At 67.2% G+C, this 20,116-nt stretch carries 11 protein-coding genes and 1 pseudogene; 8 read left to right on the forward strand and 4 right to left on the reverse strand.

What is annotated here, in order from left to right:
* Window positions 1–192: pseudogene (locus ACXAID_RS14170) on the forward strand (hypothetical protein); the annotation flags it as partial.
* Window positions 193–195: 3 nt separating this feature from the next.
* On the opposite strand, the gene ACXAID_RS14175 reads toward ACXAID_RS14170, so the two are convergent.
* Window positions 196–4,224: a molybdopterin-dependent oxidoreductase gene (locus ACXAID_RS14175; RefSeq protein ID WP_475022852.1), complete on the reverse strand. Its 4,029-nt coding sequence runs from the start codon at window positions 4,222–4,224 to the stop codon at window positions 196–198.
* A 26-nt stretch (window positions 4,225–4,250) separates the two neighbouring features.
* Window positions 4,251–5,645 (reverse strand): MFS transporter, encoded by a 1,395-nt coding sequence (locus ACXAID_RS14180; protein ID WP_475022872.1) that lies wholly within the window; start codon window positions 5,643–5,645, stop codon window positions 4,251–4,253.
* Between the two features lie 361 nt (window positions 5,646–6,006).
* On the opposite strand from ACXAID_RS14180, the gene ACXAID_RS14185 reads away from it, so the two are divergent.
* Genes ACXAID_RS14185 through nirD form a run of 3 tightly spaced genes read left to right on the forward strand, consistent with a single transcriptional unit; the run spans window position 6,007 to window position 9,179 of the window.
* The gene (locus ACXAID_RS14185; protein WP_475022853.1) at window positions 6,007–6,360 is read left to right on the forward strand and encodes a molybdopterin oxidoreductase; all 354 of its coding nucleotides are present in this window, start codon (window positions 6,007–6,009) and stop codon (window positions 6,358–6,360) included.
* On the forward strand, window positions 6,361–8,877 hold the full coding sequence (gene nirB / locus ACXAID_RS14190) for a nitrite reductase large subunit NirB (protein ID WP_475022854.1): 2,517 nt from the start codon (window positions 6,361–6,363) through the stop codon (window positions 8,875–8,877).
* Window positions 8,874–9,179 carry a nitrite reductase small subunit NirD gene (nirD, locus tag ACXAID_RS14195; protein ID WP_475022855.1) on the forward strand — a complete coding sequence of 102 codons (306 nt, stop codon included), beginning with the start codon at window positions 8,874–8,876 and terminating at the stop codon, window positions 9,177–9,179. The genes nirB and nirD overlap by 4 nt, the downstream gene beginning before the upstream one ends.
* Here the strand turns inward: nirD and ACXAID_RS14200 are convergent.
* Window positions 9,169–9,783: a TetR/AcrR family transcriptional regulator gene (locus ACXAID_RS14200; protein WP_475022856.1), complete on the reverse strand. Its 615-nt coding sequence runs from the start codon at window positions 9,781–9,783 to the stop codon at window positions 9,169–9,171. The two genes, nirD and ACXAID_RS14200, sit on opposite strands and share 11 nt — an antisense overlap.
* Before the next feature lie 103 nt (window positions 9,784–9,886).
* Between ACXAID_RS14200 and ACXAID_RS14205 the strand changes: the two genes are divergently transcribed.
* Window positions 9,887–10,831, forward strand: coding sequence for a metal-dependent hydrolase (locus ACXAID_RS14205; RefSeq protein WP_475022857.1), 945 nt, complete (start codon window positions 9,887–9,889; stop codon window positions 10,829–10,831).
* Window positions 10,824–11,972 carry a hypothetical protein gene (locus ACXAID_RS14210; RefSeq protein ID WP_475022858.1) on the forward strand — a complete coding sequence of 383 codons (1,149 nt, stop codon included), beginning with the start codon at window positions 10,824–10,826 and terminating at the stop codon, window positions 11,970–11,972. Before ACXAID_RS14205 ends, ACXAID_RS14210 begins: the two co-directional genes overlap by 8 nt.
* A gap of 5 nt (window positions 11,973–11,977) precedes the next feature.
* Here the strand turns inward: ACXAID_RS14210 and ACXAID_RS14215 are convergent, their stop codons facing one another.
* Window positions 11,978–17,779: a Calx-beta domain-containing protein gene (locus ACXAID_RS14215; RefSeq protein WP_475022859.1), complete on the reverse strand. Its 5,802-nt coding sequence runs from the start codon at window positions 17,777–17,779 to the stop codon at window positions 11,978–11,980.
* 624 nt (window positions 17,780–18,403) lie between these two features.
* Between ACXAID_RS14215 and ACXAID_RS14220 the strand changes: the two genes are divergently transcribed.
* Both ACXAID_RS14220 and ACXAID_RS14225 read left to right on the forward strand, forming a co-directional pair.
* Window positions 18,404–18,814: a CBS domain-containing protein gene (locus ACXAID_RS14220; RefSeq protein ID WP_475022860.1), complete on the forward strand. Its 411-nt coding sequence runs from the start codon at window positions 18,404–18,406 to the stop codon at window positions 18,812–18,814.
* A gap of 68 nt (window positions 18,815–18,882) precedes the next feature.
* On the forward strand, window positions 18,883–20,115 hold the full coding sequence (locus tag ACXAID_RS14225; protein ID WP_475022861.1) for a serine hydrolase domain-containing protein: 1,233 nt from the start codon (window positions 18,883–18,885) through the stop codon (window positions 20,113–20,115).
* The last annotated feature ends 1 nt before the right edge of the window (window position 20,116 follow it).

A 20,116-nucleotide genomic window follows, 5' to 3' on the forward strand; every position in this document is an offset into this window, starting at 1 on the left:
GGACCGGACAGCCAGGGCGGGCCGGCAGGACCGCCACCGGGTGGGCCGGGTGAGCACCCGGGCGGGCCGGGCCAGCGACCGGCACCCCCGGCTCCCGAGGGGGTCGATCCCGGCATCTGGAACGACGCGTTCGCGTCCTGCGCCGAGCTCGCACCTCCCCCGCCACCCGGTCATCCCGCGCCGCCGGCGTAGGGATCAGTACACGTCACGCAGGTAGCGTTTTTCGGCGACCAGCCGGCGTTTGTAGTCGCGCGCGGAGTCCTCGCTCATGCCGCCGTGATCACGGATGATCCCGGTCAGCGCGTCGTCGACGTCCCTGGCCATCCGGGTGGCGTCACCGCAGACGTAGAAGTGGGCGCCCTCCTCGAGCCAGCGCCACACGTCCGCGCCGTAGTCGATCATTTTGTGCTGCACATAGATCCGTTGCTTCTGGTCACGGGAGAAGGCCAGGTCGAGCCGGTTGAGCAGGCCGTCGTCGACCATGTCGGCCAGATCCTCGCGATAGTAGAAGTTCTCGGTGCGGTGCTGGTCGCCGAAGAACAGCCAGTTCCGGCCGGTGTGGCCGAGCGCACGGCGTTCCTGAAGGAAGCCGCGGAACGGTGCGATGCCGGTACCGGGGCCGACCATGATCATCGGCGTCTGCGCGTCCTGCGGCGGCCGGAAGTGCGGTGAGCGTTGCAGGAACACCGGCACCGGCGCACAGTCGGCCGAGTCGGCCAGGTAGCCGGATGCGACCCCGGCACGGGGTCCGCCGTCGGCGCCGCGGTAGCGCACCACCGACACGGTGAGCTGGACTTCGTGCGGACTGACCAGCGGACTCGATGAGATCGAATACTGCCGTGGGGTCAACCGCATGAGCACGTCTTCCCACGATTGCGGGTCGGCACGCACGCAGAACTCCCCCACCAGGTCCAAGCCGTTGCGCTGGGCCAGCCACGCGTCGAGTTCGTCGCGGTCGCCGCACAGCCGTTCGAGGGTGGCATCCGGTGCACTGTGCTCGGCGATGAAGCGGACCAGGTTCGGGGTGACCTTGCAGACGTCGAAGTGGGTGCTGACCGCCTCGCGCATGGACACCTCGACCCCGTCGACCTCGACGGCCTCGGATCCCGTCAAACCGGTTGCCCGTAACCAATTCTCGACGACGAAATCGGAATTGGTCGCGAAGACGCCCAGCGAGTCGCCCGCGGCATAGGTCACGTCGTGGGCGCTGATGTCGAACCCGAACTGACGAACCTCCTTGGCCGAGCCGACCGGGGTGAGCCGGGTGTTGCGGCACAGCGGCGCCTCGATCGGATTGGCCCGGGTGAACGGCGCCGGCGTGGACGCAGCCTCGGCTGTGCCGGGTTCGGCCGCCACAGCCGGGGCAGCGTCGGCTGCCTCGGTCGACATCAGCCCGACGACGGAGTCGGCCCACTGGGCCATCTGCTGCTCGTCGTAGGCCTCACAGTCGGTGCGGTCGAGCATGCGCGTCGCCCCCAGATCCGCCAGGCGCGAATCCAGCGACTTGGCGTACCCGCAGAAGTTGTCGTAGGACCGGTCACCGATTCCAAGCACCGTGTACTGCAGACCGGCCAACGACGGCGCATCGGATGAGCTCAGCCGCTCCCAGAAGTCCGCGGCGTTGTCCGGCGGCCCGCCGTCACCGAAGGTGCTGGTCACCACGACCACACGGCCGGCGTCTCCGAGATCGCTCACCGCGACGTCGTCCATCGCCTTCAGGTGGGCACCACCCAGTCGTTCGCCGAGCCGGCCCGCGAATTCCTCGGCATTGCCGGTCTGGGAAGCCCACAACACCAGCGGCCCGGTGCCGTTCGCCGGCTGCTGGTGCGCTTCGCCCGGCCCGGTCCCCAGCCGGGAGTACCGGCCGGCGAGCAGCCCGTCGAACCACAACCGCACCCGGTCGCCGACCGGCGCGCCGTCCGGTAACACCGGAACGCCGGGCAGGCCGTCCTCGACTCCGGCGAGAAACGCGCTCAGATAGAGCTTCTCGTCCTCGGTGAGCTCAGGGGTGTCGGCGCCGGCCGGCAGTGCCGATTCGACCGGCAGCGGCGCCAGCCGCACCGCGCACACCTTGAACTCCGGCTGCAGCGACGTGGGATCGACCGCGTCGTTGGTGACGGCGTTGATCGCCAGCGCCTCGCCCTGTGCGTCGTTCCAGTGGAACGGCACCCAGGTGTTTCCCGGCCGCACCCGATCGGTCACCACTGCGGGCAGCACCGCCCGGCCGCGGCGCGACACGACCTCCACCTGACGTCCGTCCCAGATGCCGAGGGCGGCAGCATCGTCGGGGTGGATCTCGACCGAGGGTGAACTGTTGAGCTTGTTGAGCTTGGCGACCCGGCCGGTCTTGGTCATGGTGTGCCACTGGTGTTGCAGGCGGCCGGTGTTGAGGACCATCGGGAACTCGTCGTCGGGGAGTTCCGCGGCGTCCATGTGCGGACGAGGGTGAAACACCGCCCGCCGGGAGGGGGTGGCGAACGCCAGCCGGGGCCGATGCCCGTCGGGGCCGGTGTGAAGATCCTGCGAAACCCCGTCGTTGACGTATCGCAGCGGGTTGCGGTCGGCGCTGCCCGGCGCGGCGGGCCACTGCACCGGTGTCTCGCGCAGCCGCTCGTAGCTCACCCCGCGCAGATCGTAGCCGGTGGCCGGGTTGTGGAACCGACGGATCTCGTCGAACACCTCTTCGCTGGACTTGTAGTCGAAGGCGTCGCCGAATCCCAGCTGGTGGGCCACCCCGCAGATCAGTTCCCAGTCCGGGCGGGCATCGCCCGGCGCCGGGACCGACTGCTGCAGCAGGGTCAGGTTGCGATCGGAGTTGACCATCACCGCATCGGATTCGGCCCACAGCGCGGCCGGCAACACGATGTCGGCGTACCGGTTGGTGGCGGTGTCGGCGTAGGCGTCCTGGGTGATCACCAGCTCTGCGGCGCTCAGTCCGTCGATCACGACATCGCGGTTCGCGACGCTGGCGACGGGGTTGGTGCAGATGATCCATACCGCCTTGATCCGGCCGTCGGCGAGCTGGCGGAACATCTCGATGGTGCCGGGTCCGACGTCGCTGCGAATGGTGCCGGGTTCCAGATCCCACTGCTGTTCGACGAACGCCCGGTCCGCCGCGGAGAGCACCGCACGCTGACCGGGCAGACCGGGCCCCATGTAGCCCATCTCGCGCCCGCCCATCGCGTTGGGCTGGCCGGTCAGCGACATGGGACCGCTGCCCGCACGGCTGATCGCCCCGGTGGCCAGGTGCAGGTTGCAGATGGCGTTGGTGTTCCAGGTGCCGTGGGTGCTTTGGTTCAGCCCCATCGTCCAGCAGCTCATCCACTCCCCGGCCTCGGCGATCATCTGGGCCGCGGTTCGGATGTCGTCCTCGGCCAGGCCGGTGATCTCGGCGACCCGGTCGGGCGGGTAGTCGGCGAGGAACTGGGGCATCGCCTCCCAGCCCTCGGTGTGTTCGGCGATGAACTCCGAGTCGATGTCCCCGTTGTCCACCAGCAGGTGCAGCAGACCGTTGAGCAGCGCGAGGTCTGTTCCCGGCCGGATCTGCAGGAACAGGTCGGCCTTGTCGGCGGTCGTGGTGCGCCGGGGGTCGACCACGATCAGCTTCGCGCCGGCCTTGAGCCGGTCGATCATGCGCAGGTACAGGATCGGATGGCAGTCGGCCATGTTGGATCCGGTCACGAAGAACAGATCGGTGCAGTCGAAATCGGTGTAGGAGCCGGGCGGGCCGTCGGCGCCCAGCGACTGTTTGAAGCCGGTGCCCGCACTGGCCATGCACAACCGGGAGTTGGACTCGATGTGCAGGGTGCGCAGGTATCCTTTGGCCAATTTGGTGGCCAGATATTGCGCCTCCATGGACATCTGGCCGGATACATACAGCCCCACCGCATCCGGTCCGTGTTCGTCGACGATGGCACGCAGCCGCCGGCCAGCCTCGGCGAGTGCGTCGTCGACCGGGGTGGACACCGGTTCGTCGCCGCGGTCCGGGCGAACCAGTGCGGCAGTCAGCCTGCCGTCGGTGGCCGCCATCATCTCCGCATGCGTGGCACCTTTGGTGCACAGGCGGCCGAAATTGGTGGGGTGCAGCCGATCTCCACTGACCCGGGCGATCACCGGAGAGCCCGTGGCGGGGTCGGTGCGGGTCTCGACCGAGATTCCGCAACCGACCCCGCAGTAGGAGCACGCCGTCCGGGTCAGTGCCGGGGCCTCAGCTGGGGCAGCCATGTTCTCCTAGGTACATCGGGCCGGGGTCACACCCCGACCTGGCCCATACGGGTGCTCTTGCGCAGGTAGAAGAACCAGGTGACACCCAGCAGCACGATGAAGAACCCGACGTAGAACTGCAGGGCGGGCTGGATGTTGCCGAACTGGGACTTCGACCACGCGTAGGCCAGCGGAACGATGAAGCCTCCGAACGCGCCCATCGACGAGATGATGCCCAGCGCGCCGGCCGCCTGGCGCCGCATCAGCACCATGGTCTCGGGCGCTCCGCCGGCGTCTTCACCCTTGATCCGGAAGATCTTCGAGATCATCCGGTAGGTGGATCCGTTGCCGATTCCGGTGGCCACGAACAGGAACATGAACGCGATGAAGAACACCGGCAGGTTCACCGCGTTGACCGACCACAGCGCCGCGGCCGCACCGACGGCCAGCATCACGAAGCTGACCGCGGTGATGCGGGCACCGCCGATGCGATCGGAGAGCTTGCCCCCGAGCGGCCGGGCGATCGAGCCGATCCCGGCGCCCAGGAATGCCCAGGCCAATGCGATGTCACCGCGGTCGAACACGGCCTTGAGCAGGCTGGGGAATGCCGCCGAATAGCCGATGAACGAGCCGAACGTGCCGATGTAGAGAATCGACATGACCCAGGTGTCGGCGTGACGCAGCGACTGCCAGACCGGTTTCACATCGGCCTTGGCCTCGGTGAGGTTGTTCATGAACAGGAAGGCACACACCGCGGCGGCGATGGCGAAGGGCACGTAGAACAACCCGGCCCGGGACAGCGCGACGCCCCCACCGGCGACCACGACCAGCGGGATGATCTTCTGGGCCACTGCGACGCCGATGTTGCCGCCGGCCGCGTTGAGACCCAGTGCCCAGCCCTTTTCGCGTTCCGGATAGAAGAACGAGATGTTGGCCATCGAGGAGGCGAAGTTGCCGCCGCCGAAACCGGCTGTCGCGGCGATGAGCACCAGACCCAGGAAGGGGAACCCGGGCTGGCTCACCGCCCAGGCCATCAGCAGGCAGGGCACCAGCAGCAGCAGCGCCGAGATGACCGTCCAGTTGCGCCCGCCGAACACCGGTATGGCGAAGGTGTACGGGATGCGCAGAAACGCACCGACCCCACTGGGGACGGCGACGAGCATCAATGCCTGAGTGGTGCTCAGCGCCCACCCGGAGGCGGCCGCACTGCCGTCGGCTCCGGCGGTCATCTGCACCACGACGATGCTCCACAGCAACCACACCGAGAAACCGATGTGCTCGGCGAAGATCGAGAAGATCAGGTTGCGTCGGGCGATGGGTTTGCCCGTGCTGTTCCAGAATTCGGGTTCCTCGGGCCGCCAGTCGTCGATCCAGTGCTTGCCCTTGTGGTGCGGATGCGGGGGTGACGACTGCTCGGTCGCCGGATTGGAGGTGACGGTCACGGTGATCTCTCCTGTCATGGGGCCGGATGCTCAGGCGCCGTCGCGGAGCCTCGAGATATGGGCTGACGCTATGAAGGCCGTGTTACCGAACCCGACGACCGGCGTTAAACGACCGAAACAAAGATCTCAACTTCGCCGACCGGCCGATGTCAGCGACGATATTCATCGCCGACCCACCGTGGAAACAACGCCGTAACATTCTGGTCCTAGCTTCGGGCCAAGCCCCTGATTCCGCCCACGTTGCCGAATGAGCCGACTGTAGCGCATCAGACGTTGTGGCACAACGGATTCGGGTGTTAGTCAGCAGCGCCGAGAGCAGCCCCGGCCGACCGCAGATTCATGAGAAGGTGAGCACACACACATGAGCGACGGCAGTACTCCCCGATTCCTGCAGGGCGCATTCGACTTCGCCGGAAACGGCTATGACAAGCCGGCCCCGCTCGACGACACGCTGCGCTACACCGTTCCTGCCGGCGCCACCACCCAGCCGGTCTACTTCCGGGGCGGCAACTCCACCGACGAGATGGTCACCGTCGTGCTCTACCGGGACGGAAAACCCATGCGCTACTTCCCGATCGGCGCAAAAGAGTCCACACACGTGGCGCTGCGGGTGGTCGAGGACCTGCTCGGCGACACAGCACTCGAGCTCTACATCGCCGCGCCGGCCGGCGCCACCGGCACTGTGATCGTCGACCTCGGGCTGGTGGAGTTCTAAATGACGGTCAGCGACACGACGATCTCGGCCAACGGCCACGCCCGCGGCGCCACCAAGACCCGCCTGGTGGTCGTCGGCAACGGGATGGCCGGGATCAGGGCCATCGAGGAGGTCCTGTCCCGGGACGGCGGCGAGAACTTCGCGATCACCGTCTTCGGCGACGAGCCCTACGGCAACTACAACCGCATCCTGTTGTCCAACGTGCTGGCCGGCGCCAACGATCCGGGCGAGATCTATCTCAACGCACTGGACTGGTACACCGACAACGACATCGATCTGCGGGCCGGCGTGCGAGTGGTCCGCATTGACACCTTCGCCCACCTGGTCCACGCCGACGACGGCACCGCGATGCACTACGACAAGCTGATCCTGGCCACCGGCAGCCGCTCCTTCTACCCGCCGATGGACGGCCTGTGGGCCGACAACACGACGCTGGTCGAGGGAGCGTTCGGTTTCCGCTCCCTCGACGACACCTCATCGATGATCGCCACGGCCGCCGACCACACCAAGGCCGTCGTCATCGGTGGCGGCCTGCTCGGCCTGGAAGCCGCGCGTGGCCTGCAGACCCGCGGTCTGACCGTCGACGTCGTCCATGCCGGCCCGACGCTGATGAACGCCCAGCTCGACGATCACGGCGGCGCGATCCTGCGCAAATCGGTGGAGGACCTCGGCATCGGGGTGCACACCGAGAAGCGCACAACCGAAGTGCTGGTCGATGACGGGCGGGTGTCGGGCGTCGTGTTCGCCGACGGCAGCAGACTGGACTGCGACATGCTGGTCATCGCCGCGGGAATCCGACCGAACGTCGGCCTCGCGCAGCGCGCCGGGCTGACGGTGGAACGTGCCGTCGTCACCGACGATCACATGCGCTCGATCGACGACGACGACGTCTACGTCGTCGGCGAGTGCGCCCAGCACCGGGGCCAGGTGTACGGCCTGGTGGCCCCGCTGTGGGAACAGGCCAAGGTACTGGCCGACCATCTGACCGGCCGCGATCTCAGCTCGGCGTATCACGGGTCGCGGGTGGCGACCAAGCTGAAGGTCGCCGGCGTCGACGTCGCAGCGATGGGGATCAAGGCTCCCGAGCACCCCGACGACGAGTTCGTGCAGTACTCCGAGCCCAAGCATGGCGTCTACAAGACGATCGTGATCCGCGACGGCAAACTGGTCGGCGCCACCCTGGTCGGTGACGTCTCCAAGGTGTCCTTCCTGACCCAGGCGTTCGACAGCGGGATGCCGCTGCCCGACGAGCGGGTGGAGCTGATGTTCGACATCGGCACGCCCGACATCGGCACCGGCGTCTCCGAACTCGCCGACGACGCGCAGGTGTGCAACTGCAACGGCGTCTCGAAGGGCGCCCTGGTCGCCTGCGTCCAGGACGGTGAGACCTCGGTGACGGGGGTGATGGCCAAGACCAAAGCCGGCAAGGGCTGCGGGTCGTGCAAGGAGCTCGTCGGGCAGGTCGTCGAGTGGGCCGCCGACGGGGACATGACTGCCGATCCGTCGGAGTCCTGGTACGTGCCGGGTGTGCCGTACGAGAAGTCCGAGCTGATGCAGAAGATTCGCGAGCTCGAGTTGCATTCGGTGTCTTCGGTGTTCGCCGCGCTGGCACCGGACGGCAAGGAGGATGCGGGCTCGAAGATGGCGCTGGCCTCGCTGCTGGAGATGATGTGGGCCGACGAGTACGTCGACGAGCGCGACGCCCGGTTCATCAACGACCGGGTGCACGCCAACATCCAGCGCGACGGCACGTTCTCGGTGGTGCCGCAGATGAAGGGCGGGGTCACCAGCATCGCGCAGCTGCGCAAGATCGCCGATGTGGCCGAGAAGTACGAGATCCCGATGATCAAGCTGACCGGTGGGCAGCGCATCGACCTGCTCGGGGTACGCAAGGAGGATCTGCCCCGGGTGTGGGCGGATCTGGACATGCCGTCGGGGTACGCCTACGGCAAGAGTTTCCGGACCGTCAAGACTTGTGTGGGCACCGACTTCTGCCGCTACGGCCTCGGCGACTCGACCGCCCTGGGCATCGCCATCGAGGAGCGATATCAGGGGCTGGCCAGCCCGGGCAAGATGAAACTGGCCGTGACCGGCTGCCCGCGCAACTGTGCGGAGGCGCTGTGCAAGGATCTCGGCGTCGTCGCTGTCGAGGGCGGCAAGTGGGAGATCTACGTCGGCGGCGCCGCTGGTGCGCACGTCCGGAAGGGCGATCTGCTGGCCACGGTCGACGATCCCGAGGCGGTGATGACGCTGACCGGCCGCTTCCTGCAGTACTACCGAGAGAACGCGAACTGGCTGGAGCGCACGTACAAGTGGGTGCCACGGTTGGGGATCGAGCACATCCGGGCGGTCGTGGTGGACGACGCCGAGGGGATGGCCGCCGGGCTGGACGAGCGGATGCAGAAGTCGATCGACGGGTACCGCGACCCGTGGCTCGACCGCGCCGAGCCGCGTTCCGAAGGCCAGTTCCGGTCGTCGTTGCCCCTGCTGCCCTTGCCCCAGGTGCCGGTGCGGTGAGTCAGGTCGAGGTCGGAAAGCTCGACGAGGTCCCGGTCGGCGAGGGCCGCACCTTCGCCGTGGACGGCGCGCAGATCGCGGTGTTCCGGCTGCGGGACGGCTCGTTGCGCGCCATCGACGCGGTGTGCCCGCACCGGGGCGGGCCGCTGGCCGACGGACTCGCCGACGACCGGGTCGTGGTGTGCCCGTTGCACAATCACACATTCGACTTGTGCACGGGCAGCGAGGCATCGGGTGCCGAGATGTCGGTGCGGGCGTACTCCGTCGAGGCGGTCGACGGCATCATCCGCATCACCCGTTGACGTCGTGCGCCAGCACGGCGCCGCCGAGCCAGCGCCGCACGAAGCGGCGCAGGTCCTCGGGCGAGCGCTGTGGATCGTTCGGGGCGACGAAGAACGACAGCATGATGCGCAGGGTGAATTCGACGAGGTCACGCAGCCCGTCTTCGTCGTAGCCGTAACGAGTCCAGTCGACGTCGAAACGGGTGATCATTCGCATTCCGAACTCCACCGCGAGAGCCGACGCGACCTCGCCGGGTTGGGCTACCGAACTGGGCGCTGACATCAGGATCGCCAGATGGGGGATCCGTGCGACCGCGTCGAGGGTGAACACAACGCCTTCGGTCATCGCCTCGGCGGGATCGTCGATGCCGCGCACATGGTCGGCGAGTTGGTCGAGGAACCCGTCGACGCTGGCGATCGCGGCTGCCCGCATGAGTTCGTCGGCGGTCGGAAAGTAGCGGTACACCGTCTGCCTGATCACGCCGAGCGATTCGGCGACGTCGGCGATGGCGATGGTGGACCCGGTCTCGGCGATCAGATCGACGGCAGCGGCGACGATGCGTCGCGCGGCTTCCTCGTCGGTGGCGGGAGGATCACCTCTCCAACCACGGCGTTTGCGGGCCATCGTGGGCCGACCGTAGCACAGGCGTTGACGCCGGCACGGCCCATAGAGTAATCATACAAACAAAACGCAAACTGTATGATTACCAGGAATGTGAGGATCGGGCGTGACCGAACTGATCGTGCGCAGACTCCGCTTCGCCTTCGCGGCACACGAGGTCCCGTTCCTCTGGAACGAGACCAATCCGGCGTTCTCGGCCATGGCCAACGCGGTGTCGTTCCTGGCGATCGGCTTCGAGAAGATGATCGGCAGCATGATCCCCGAAGCCATGCCGTTTATCTCGGATCCGGCGGTCGCCGAGGAAGCAGATGCGTTCGTCCGACAAGAGGGTCAGCATTCGATGGCCCACCGGCAACACGCCAAAGGTCTCATCAGGGCCTATCCGGGCCTCAAGGAAACGCTGGACAAGGTCGTCGGCGCATTCGACGACATGACCGCCAACACCCCGCTGAAGTACCGCCTGGCGTACACCGCCGACCTGGAAGCGACGTTCACCCCGGTCTTCAAATTGATGCTCGACCACGACGACACGCTGTTCGCACCCGGTGACGACCGGGTGGCATCACTGTTTCTGTGGCACTTCGTCGAAGAGGTCGAGCACCGCAGTTCCGCGCTGGTCATCTACGACGCTGTCGTCGACGATCCCTGGTATCGCATGCGGGTCGCCCCGTCGATCTTCAAGCACGTGATGGGCATCATCCGGATGGCGTCCGAGGACTTCAACAAGCACGTCCCGCTGGCCGACCGCAAGGTCGACGCGATGTCGACGTTCCGCATTCACCGCCGTAAGAAGGCTCTCCTGCAACGATTTCCGCTTGTCTACGCGCCCGACGACGGTCCGTTCGGCAACGCGTTCAGCCATCTGCCGCTGCGCGAGCAGCTCGTGGCGCTCAACGGAGTCGTGCGCAGCCAGATCCCCGGACACAACCCGGCGAACGAGCGATTGCCGGCACTGGCGCAGCAATGGTTCGACCGCTATGACTCCGGCTACGACGTGACACAGTGGTACACCGCCGACGGCAACGACAGGAACGAGGCAGCCCGTGTCTGATCTGTGCACGCCGACTTTCGCTGACCTGGCCGCGCGCCTGGGCTTCTCCTGCGACACCGCCGGCGGTCTGATCGAGCTGCGCAGCCCGTTGGCACTGGAGAACTGGACGCTTCCGATGCTGGAGCTGACCGTGATCGCCGGAGCGGTCCTGACTCTGGCCTATGCGGTGATGCGGCAGCGCCGCCACCACGACCCAACCAACCTCGTGCTGTGGTTCGGGGCTATTGCCTACCTGCTCATCATCGAACCGCCGCTGTACTTTCCGGGGGCGTTCGGGATCTCCGACTACGTCGACACGATGTTTGCGCACAACGTGTTCACGGTCGACTTCCTGTGGGGCCGGCTGCCGCTCTACATCGTGGCGATCTATCCGATGATGGCGACGGTGGCGTTCGAGATCGTCCGCGGCCTGGGAGTGTTCCGCCGCTACGGAACACTGGTCGGCGCGGTCTGCGTCGGCTTCGTCCACCACGCCTTCTACGAGATCTTCGATCATCTCGGGCCGCAGTTGCGCTGGTGGGAGTGGACGCTGGACCATCCGATGAACCAACCGTTCTTCGCGTCGGTTCCACTGCCCAGTGTGGTGGTGTTCGCCGCGCTGTGGCCGATGTCGCTGGCACTGTGCGTGCAGTTCTTCGTCGGGAGGCACGTCGACGAAGGCCGGGTCTTCTCCGGACTACAGATATTCGGACGTACCGTCGTGGTCGGTGTGCTGGCCTCCATCGGCACAGCGGTGCTGCCGTTGCCGGCGACGGCGGCCGGCGCCGTATCGGGCAGCACCACCGTCGGTGGCGTCGTCTACGCAGCGGAATTGGTCGTCATCGCGGCCATCGCGGCGCCCGTCCTGTACCTCCAGTGGCGACGGCAACGCGGTGTGACACCGACGGCCATGACGAGCGCCAACCGATTCGTCATCGGTTATGCCGCGGTGTATCTCGCGGTGATGACCGTTCTGTGGATCGCAGCCCTGCCCGCGTACCTGGCCTCGACCGACGGTGTCACCGCAGCGGGCGACCCGATAGGCAGCCTCTGGTACACCCTGTTGTGCTTCGTGATCGCGGCGGCCTGTATCGCAGCGGTATCGACCGCCAGTCTGCGCACGGCGACCGCGACGAATGAGGGTGACCGCCTCACGGCGTGAGCGCATCACAACCCCGCCGCGTCGGTGATCGTGCCGGTGCCACTGCCGTCGCCGATCGTGGCTCCCGTCGGGCTCGACAGCATCACCAGGAAGCTCTCGGCGCCCTCGATGTCGTTGTCACCGAGCACCCGCACGCTGATGGTCTTGCTGGTCTCGCCCGGGGCGAAGGTCAGCGTCCCCGAGGACACGACGTAGTCGCTACCGGCGGTGGCCGTCCCGTCCGAGGTCGTGTAGGCCACCGTCACGGTCTGGTTCGACGGCTCGGCCAGCGTCACCACGAAGTTCGCCAGCACCCCGGAACCCTCGGCGTCGAAGTCGAACTGCAGCGACTCCAGGTAGGCGAGCTTGTCGTCGTTGACGGTGTTCCAGTCGTCGGCCAGGATGCCGCCGGTGTCACCGGAATTGGGATTCCAGGACCAGAATGTCCAGGACATGTCCTCGGTGTCCGCAGCGATGTCGATGGTGCCGTCGTTGTCGAAGTCACCCGACAGATACGACGTGATCGCCTCGTACCAGACGACGTCCTTGGGGTCGGTGAGCCTGGTCCCGAACTCGCCCAGATAGATCGGGGCGATGTCCTGCTCGTAGATGTAGCCCCACATCTGCTCGAACTTGTCGGGCAGCGCCGCACCGAAGTCATTGCCCTGGAACCACGGCTGGTTGTAGACCGAGTTCGGATAGTCGTGCGGGGAGTAGACCACCCGGCCGGGCACGTCGAGCACGATCGGCCGGTCGGCCACCCCCATCAGGTTGCCGCCCCACCAATAGTTTTCGCCCTGGTAGCTGCCCACGCCCTCGACGAAGATCAGCCAGTTGGGGTTGACCTCCAGCACCGCGTTGCCGGCCCGTTCGGCCGCCGCCGCCCAGTCGTTGGCTCCCCCGCCGCCCCAGGTCCCGTTGTGCGGTTCGTTGTGCAGGTCGGCGCCGATCACGGTGGGATTGTCGGCGTAGCGCTGCGCCAGGAACTGCCAGTCGGCGATCCATTGCTCCTCGGTGTATTCACTGTCGTACCAGAGGCCGTTCTCGCTGGTCCCGGCTCCGGCGCTGCTGCGGTGGTGGTCGAGGATGACGCGCAGGCCGACTTCGTCGGCGTAGCGGATGATCTCGTCCATCACCTCGATCGGCTCGAGTCCGGCCAGCTCGGGGTTCTTGGAGTAGTCGATCCCCGACGGCATGGAGGTGGTGTGCAGCATCTCACTGGAGTACGGCAACCTGATGGTGTTGAACTCCAGCTCGACCATCTGGTCCATCATGTCCTGGTAGTTGCGTGTCCACAGCCCGTGCGGTGCGTAGATGTCGCTTTCCATCCCGAACCAGTTCACCCCGGCGATCTGCACCGGGTTGCCCGCCGAGTCGAGGATCTGGTTGCCCTCGGTGTGCAGCCAGCCCGGGGCCACCTGCCCGCTGCCCGGTGCGCCCTCGACCACCGACACATCGGAGATACTCAGCATCAGGTTGGCCGGGTTGATCACGTCGTCGTTGACGATGGTTCCGACCGCGCTGCCGTCGGCGATCGTCGCCCCCGTCGGATTCGACAATGTCAGGGTCAGCGTCTCGTCGGTCTCGGCGGTGCCGTCACCGAAGATGTCGACGGTGATCTGCCGGGTGAGAACGCCCGGGGCGAACGTGATCGTGCCCGAGCTCACCGCATAGTCGACTCCGGCGGTGGCGGTCCCGTTCGAGGTCGCGTAGCCGATCGACACCGCTTCCTCGGCCGCCTCGTCCAGCGTGACCACGAAGGTCATCTGCGTTGTTCCGCTGTCGGATTCGGTCACCGACGCATCGGCCACCGACACCGTCGGCAGGGTGGGGGCGGGCCCGCCGGCCGGTGAGCCGTTGACCACGAAACCGCTCACCGCCGACGATCCCCCACCCGGGGCGGCCTGGAAACCGAACTGCACACTCTGCCCGGCGGCCACCTCGGCATTCCACGACGCGTTACGCACCACGTAGCGGTCACCGACGTGACTGACGATCTCGGCGTTCCAGATGTTGCCGATCTGCGCCGGAGTGTCGAATTGCACCGTCCAACCGTCGAACTCCGAGCCGGCGGTCACCTCCACATCGGCGACGAATCCCGACCCCCAGTCATCACGGACCAGATAGTCCACCGACGACGCCCCCGGCGTCGGGGTCGGATCGGGATCCGCGACATCGTCGTTGACGATGGTCCCGACCGCACTGCCGTCGGCGATGGTGAGACCCGACGGATTCGACAACGTCACCGTGAACGTCTCGTCACCTTCGACCGCGGTATCCCCGGCGACCACCACGTGCACCAGCTGCGAGGTCACCCCGGGCGCGAAGGTGAGCACCCCTGAACCGGCGGTGTAGTCCACTCCGGCGGTGGCGGTCCCGTTCGAGGTCGCGTAGCCGATCGACACCGCTTCCTCGGCCGCTTCGTCCAGTGTCACCACGAACATCGCGTGGGTCTGACCGTCGTCTCCCTCGGAGACCGACGCGTCGGCGATCGACACCGTCGGCAGGGTGGGGGCGGGCCCGCCGGCCGGTGAGCCGTTGACCACGAAACCGCTCACCGCCGACGATCCCCCACCCGGGGCGGCCTGGAAACCGAACTGCACACTCTGCCCGGCGGCCACCTCGGCATTCCACGACGCGTTACGCACCACGTAGCGGTCACCGACGTGACTGACGATCTCGGCGTTCCAGATGTTGCCGATCTGCGCCGGAGTGTCGAATTGCACCGTCCAGCCGTCGAACTCCGAGCCGGCGGTCACCTCCACATCGGCGACGAATCCCGACCCCCAGTCATCACGGACCAGATAGTCCACCGACGACGCCCCCGGCGTCGGGGTCGGATCGGGATCCGGTCCCGGATCGGGGTCCGGGGCCGCATCGTCGTCGGCGATGGTGCCGATGCCCGTTGCGTCACCGATCGTCAGACCCGACGGATTCGACAGCGTCACCGTGAACGTCTCGTCACCTTCGACCGCGGTGTCCCCGATGACGTCGACGTGCACCAGCTGCGAGGTCACCCCGGGGGTGAACGTGACGGTGCCCGCGGTGGCGGTGTAGTCGACACCGGCGACGGCGGTGCCGTCGGCGGTGGCGTATTCGACGGTCACCGTCTCGGTGGAGGCCTTGTCCAGCGACACCGTGAACATGAAATGGCTGTGCTCGCCGTCGCCCTCGCTGACCGTCAGGTCGGAGACGGACACCGCCGGAGGTGTCGCAGGGGTCTGGTCGACGTCGTCGTTGACGATGGTGCCTGTTGCCGTGCCGTCGGCGATCGTGGCGTTGACCGGGGCGGACAGGTTGAGCGTGAGCTGTTCGTCGAGCTCGACCATGGTGTCGCCGGTGACCGTCACCGCAACGGTCTTGGTGGTCTCGCCCGGGGCGAAGGTCAGCGTGCCCACCGTGGGGAGGTAATCCGACCCGGCCGCGGTGGCGGTGCCGTTGGCGGTCGTGTACCCGACCGTGACCGCCTCGCTGCTCTGCTCGGAGAGCGTCACGATGAAGGTCAGCGGGGAGGTTCCGGCATCGCCCTCGGCCACGCTGGCATCGCTGACCGACAGACTGGGCGACGGGCCGGGCGCCGGCGCCGGCGGCGCGGCGTTGAAGATCAGCGTCTGCCACTTCGTGCGGGCGCCGTCGTCGAGGGCGACGATGTTACTCATCTGCAGCTCACCGAGCTCGACATCGGTCAGCGTGTAGCTCTGGTTGTTGTCGACGATCGCGATGCGGGTGGAGCCCCCGACCTCGTCGACGGCGAACTCGTGCGCCTTGAACCAGCCGAAGTCCAGTTCGTCGGTGGCCGGATCGAAGTCGAGCGCGGTGTGGGTGCCGTACTGCCAGGAGATCTCGGTCGTGGTACCGGTCTCACCGGTGGGCCGGGTCCCGTTGCCCGCAGCGGTGGGCCAGGTGTCGGTGCCCGCGATGGGCACCCCCTGGGGCAGCACCTGCGAGTCGGGCACCGCGCCGATGCCCAGTTGCAGATGCAGCCGATCCTCACGGACCTGCGCACTGTGGAAGACGAAGTTGGTGGCGTCCAGATCGCCGGTGCTGACGCCCTGAAGGATCAGCGCCTGACCCGTTCCGGCGTTGGAGATCACCACACCCTCGGGACTGTCGGCCATGTAGAGCTGCTCGCGGGTGCCGAAGTAGCGGAAGTCCACGACGTCGGTGGCGGCGTCGAAGGTCACCCGATCGATCTGCCCGACCTCGTGAGAACGTGCGTAGACCGTGTTGGGCGCAGCGGTTACGCCCTGTTCCCAGGCCAGCGCGCCGGAGAGGTCCTGGCGCAGATGGTCGTTGACGACCGGGGTGAAGCTGTCCACTGTGAGCTGGCCCAGCGAGACCCCTTGGACCACGGCGGTGTCACCGGACCACGGATTGCGGAATCCCACCCCCTCGACAGTGTCGACCACGATGAAGTTGTGCACCGAGACGTCGCCGAGGTCGAGCTTGTCCCTGCTGGGATCGAACCCGACGATGTCGGGTCCCGAAGTACTGACCTGGAACACCGAACCACCAGCGGTCGAGGCGTTTTGGGTGGTCGCGTGCGCGGTGCCCGCCGGCGCCGCGGACGCCTGGCCGGCGTAGTCGGTCTCGCCCGCGCCGGCACCCGGCGCGACGGTGACCGTGACCGGAACCTGTGTGCTGCCGGCAGCTGCCGAGATCAGCCGGAAACCGGTGTCACGAGCCTGAACGACGAAGGAATCGGTGCCGCCGGTGGCCGACAACGCGGCGTCCGGGGTGTAGACGAAGCCGCCGTGGCCGTCGAGGGTCACGGTCCCGTGGCTGGGCCCGTCGGTCACGGTGTAGGCGAGCGGGTCTCCCTCGGGATCGACGACGCCGAGTGAACCCGACAGCGGCCCGGGGGCCGCCTGGGCGGTGAGCACCGGAACGGCGGTGGGCCCGTGGTTGTCGAACAGCCGATCCATCTCACGACGTATCGCACCGAACACCGCCGTCACGAATTCGAACGAGGGCAACGGGATTCCGTTGCCGCCGGCCGACGGCCCGATCCCGAGCAGGCCGAGGAACTTCGACACGATTGCCGGCACGTCCGCTGCCGCCGGCGCTGCGGCGGGTGCAGCCGCGGCCACGTCGGCCATGGTGGCGGCGCCGGGGGGTGACGTGTCGGACCCGATCGCGCTCGGGATGGCCGCCTCGTCGCCGGCGTCCGGATCGCCGCCGTCCCCGTCGATGCCGTCCCCGTCGTTGCTGTCCTCGTCGATACCGCCGAGAGACGGGTCGCCGTCACCGCTGCCGACCGACAGAGCGGCTGATTCGGCCGCCGGCTCTTCCGGCGGCGCCGACTCGATCAGTATTTCGGCGTCGGTGCCGCCGCCGTCGTAGTCGTTGTCGCGCGCCGCGGGTTCGGCATCGGCGGCCCCGGAGCCGTCGTCATCGGTACCGGCCTGCGCTGCCGAGGACTCGTCCCCAACGGGCGGCGTCAGCGTGTCCGACTCGTCGTCGAGCCCCTCCTCGGCCGGTTCCACACCGTCCCCCTCCCCGAGGGCGGGCTCCCCGTCACCGAGATCGCCGTCCCCGGCCAGATCGCCGACGTCGATCGAGTCGCCGCCGTCGGTGTCGCCGCCGTCGGTGTCCCCGCCGTCGGTGTCGCCGCCCTCGGGATCGGAGCCGTGGGACACCTCGTCGCCACTCCCGGAGGATTCGGCACCCGGAGCGGCCGACGAAGCCTCTGACCCATCGCGCTCGCCGGTCGCCGCGGCCGAACTCGTGGCCCCCGCGCCGTCGGCGCTGGACCCACCGGAACTGCTCTCCTCGCCGGGGTCCGCGGCTGCCACGGCTGGGCCGGCCAACCCGACCCCCAGTGCCACAGCTAATGCACCTACACGTCCAACAAATCGTCCATAGCCCATCAGCAACGCACTCCCGTTCTTGTCCTGAGCCCTAATTGTCATCACTCGGGCTGTTGTCGATCAGATCGAAAAACAATTTCGTCTACTGCACAACGCATCGGCCGCGAACCCTTGACGCACCGTCGAGAGCCAGATTTCACACCGGCCCGGCACGTCCTGAAAACGCATAGACCTACTATGAAAGCTAACTCGACGGGAATCACGTGAGAGATGTCTGTGCAGTTGAATAGCCTGATAGTACGGCCGCATGCGAACTGAGGCAAACGTTTTCAACAGCTTTTTCCGGTTCGGCGATGTAGTCCCGCGACTACCGTGACGGGCCGCCTGTACACACCCTGAACAAATTCGGAGCAGCTGTAAAAACGAAATACACGACTACGGTGACAATCGATCCCGACGCTCACCGACGCGACATCCGGACCTGCCTGAGATCTCTCTTGGCAAACTACATATTGCTGTCGCGACGATGACAGATCGCTTTCAGCAACCCCGAAATGCAGCCGGCCGACCGGGGCCGGACAGCCCCGAAAGAAGGGACCGAGGTCACTAGGCCGGGGGCCGGCCAGGGCGCACCATGAAGGCATGACACGCATCCCACTGGTCGGTTCCACCCCGGTCTCCACCCTCACCGGTGACCCCGTCGCCCGGGTGGCCGCCGACGCCACTGTTGCAGAGGCCGCCCGCGAACTCGTCTCCCGCGATGTGGGCGTGGTCATCGTCGGCGACGACGACAAGCCCGCCGCGGTGCTGAGCGAACGCGACGTCGTCCGACTGGTCGCCGCCGGCAAGGACCCCGCCGCGGTCGCGGCCACCGAGGTGGCCAGCACCAAACTGATCTGGTCCGGAGCCGACGACACGGTCGACGAGGTGGCCAACCGCATGATGGAGCACTACATCCGCCACATCCTGGTGGAGCAGGACGGCGTGCTCATCGGGGTGGTCTCCGCCCGCGACCTGCTCGGCGCCTACAGCTCGCAGGCCGCCGACGCCTGACGGGTGGCTCGGCGCCGTCCGGGCGATCACCGTGCCGGATGCGATCGGCTCTGCCAAGATCACCGGTGATGCCTCACTCAGCACGCCTGCTCGCCGCAGTCAGTGCGCTGTGCCTGGTGGCCGGCTGCACGCCCGCCCAACTCGACTCTGATTCTCCGGCGGCCGAATCGGAGTCCGCACACGCCGACGCCGTCCTGCGCACCGTGCACGAGGCGATGTCGGAGCTGCACCTCAACGCGGCGATCGTGCGGGTCAGCGTGGACGGTCGCGAGGTGGTCACCGAAGCGGTCGGCGATTCGATGACCGGCGTTCCGGCGACCGAGGCCATGCACTTCCGCAACGGGGCGGTCGCCATCTCCTACGTGGCCACCCTGCTGCTGCTGCTCGCCGAGGTCGGCACGGTCGGCCTCGACGACAAACTGTCCGAGTTCCTCCCCGAGGTACCCCACGCCGATCTGGTCACGTTGCGCCAGCTTGCTCAGATGACCTCGGGTTACGTCGACTACGTCATCGGCAACGACGAGTTCGACGAGGAGTTCAACGCCGATCCGTTCCGGGCGTGGACCACCCACGAACTGCTCGCCCACGCCACCGCGCGTCCGTTGCTCTACCAACCCGGGACCAACTGGAACTACTCGCACACCAACTACGTCCTGCTGGGTCTGGCCCTGGAGAAGGCCACCGGCGAGCAGATGTCGAAACTGCTGTCCGACAGAGTACTTCGTCCGTTGGGCCTGACCAGCACCACCGATTCGCTGACCGCCGCGATCCCGTCTCCGGTGTTGCACGCGTTCAGCTCCGAGCGTCGCGAAGCCCTCGAGATACCGGCGTCGACACCGTTCTACGAGGAGTCGACGTTCTGGAATCCGTCGTGGACGATCACCCACGGCGCGATCCAGACCACCACGATCTACGACCTCGAGGCCACCGCGGCGGGTATCGGCTCCGGCAAGCTGCTGCGCCCGGAGTCCTACGAGCAGATGGTCTCGACCGAGCTGCGCGGCAAGACCAGTACGCTGCCGGGCTGCGCCACCTGCATGGAGATGAGCGAGGGCTACACCTACGGCCTCGGCATCGTCATCAGCGGCAACTGGCTGATGCAGAACCCGATGTTCGCCGGCTATGCCGCCGCGCAGGCCTACCTGCCCGACCAGAAGATCGCCATCGCGGTCGCGACCACCTTCGCCCCTGAGGCCTTCGACGACGAGGGCGGTTACACCAACGCCGCCGAGACGCTGTTCCGCCGGATCGGTGCGGTGATGGCGCCCGACGATGCACCGCCGATGCCACCGGCCCGCTGAG

The organism is Mycobacterium sp. ABE4_509 (assembly GCF_056160785.1).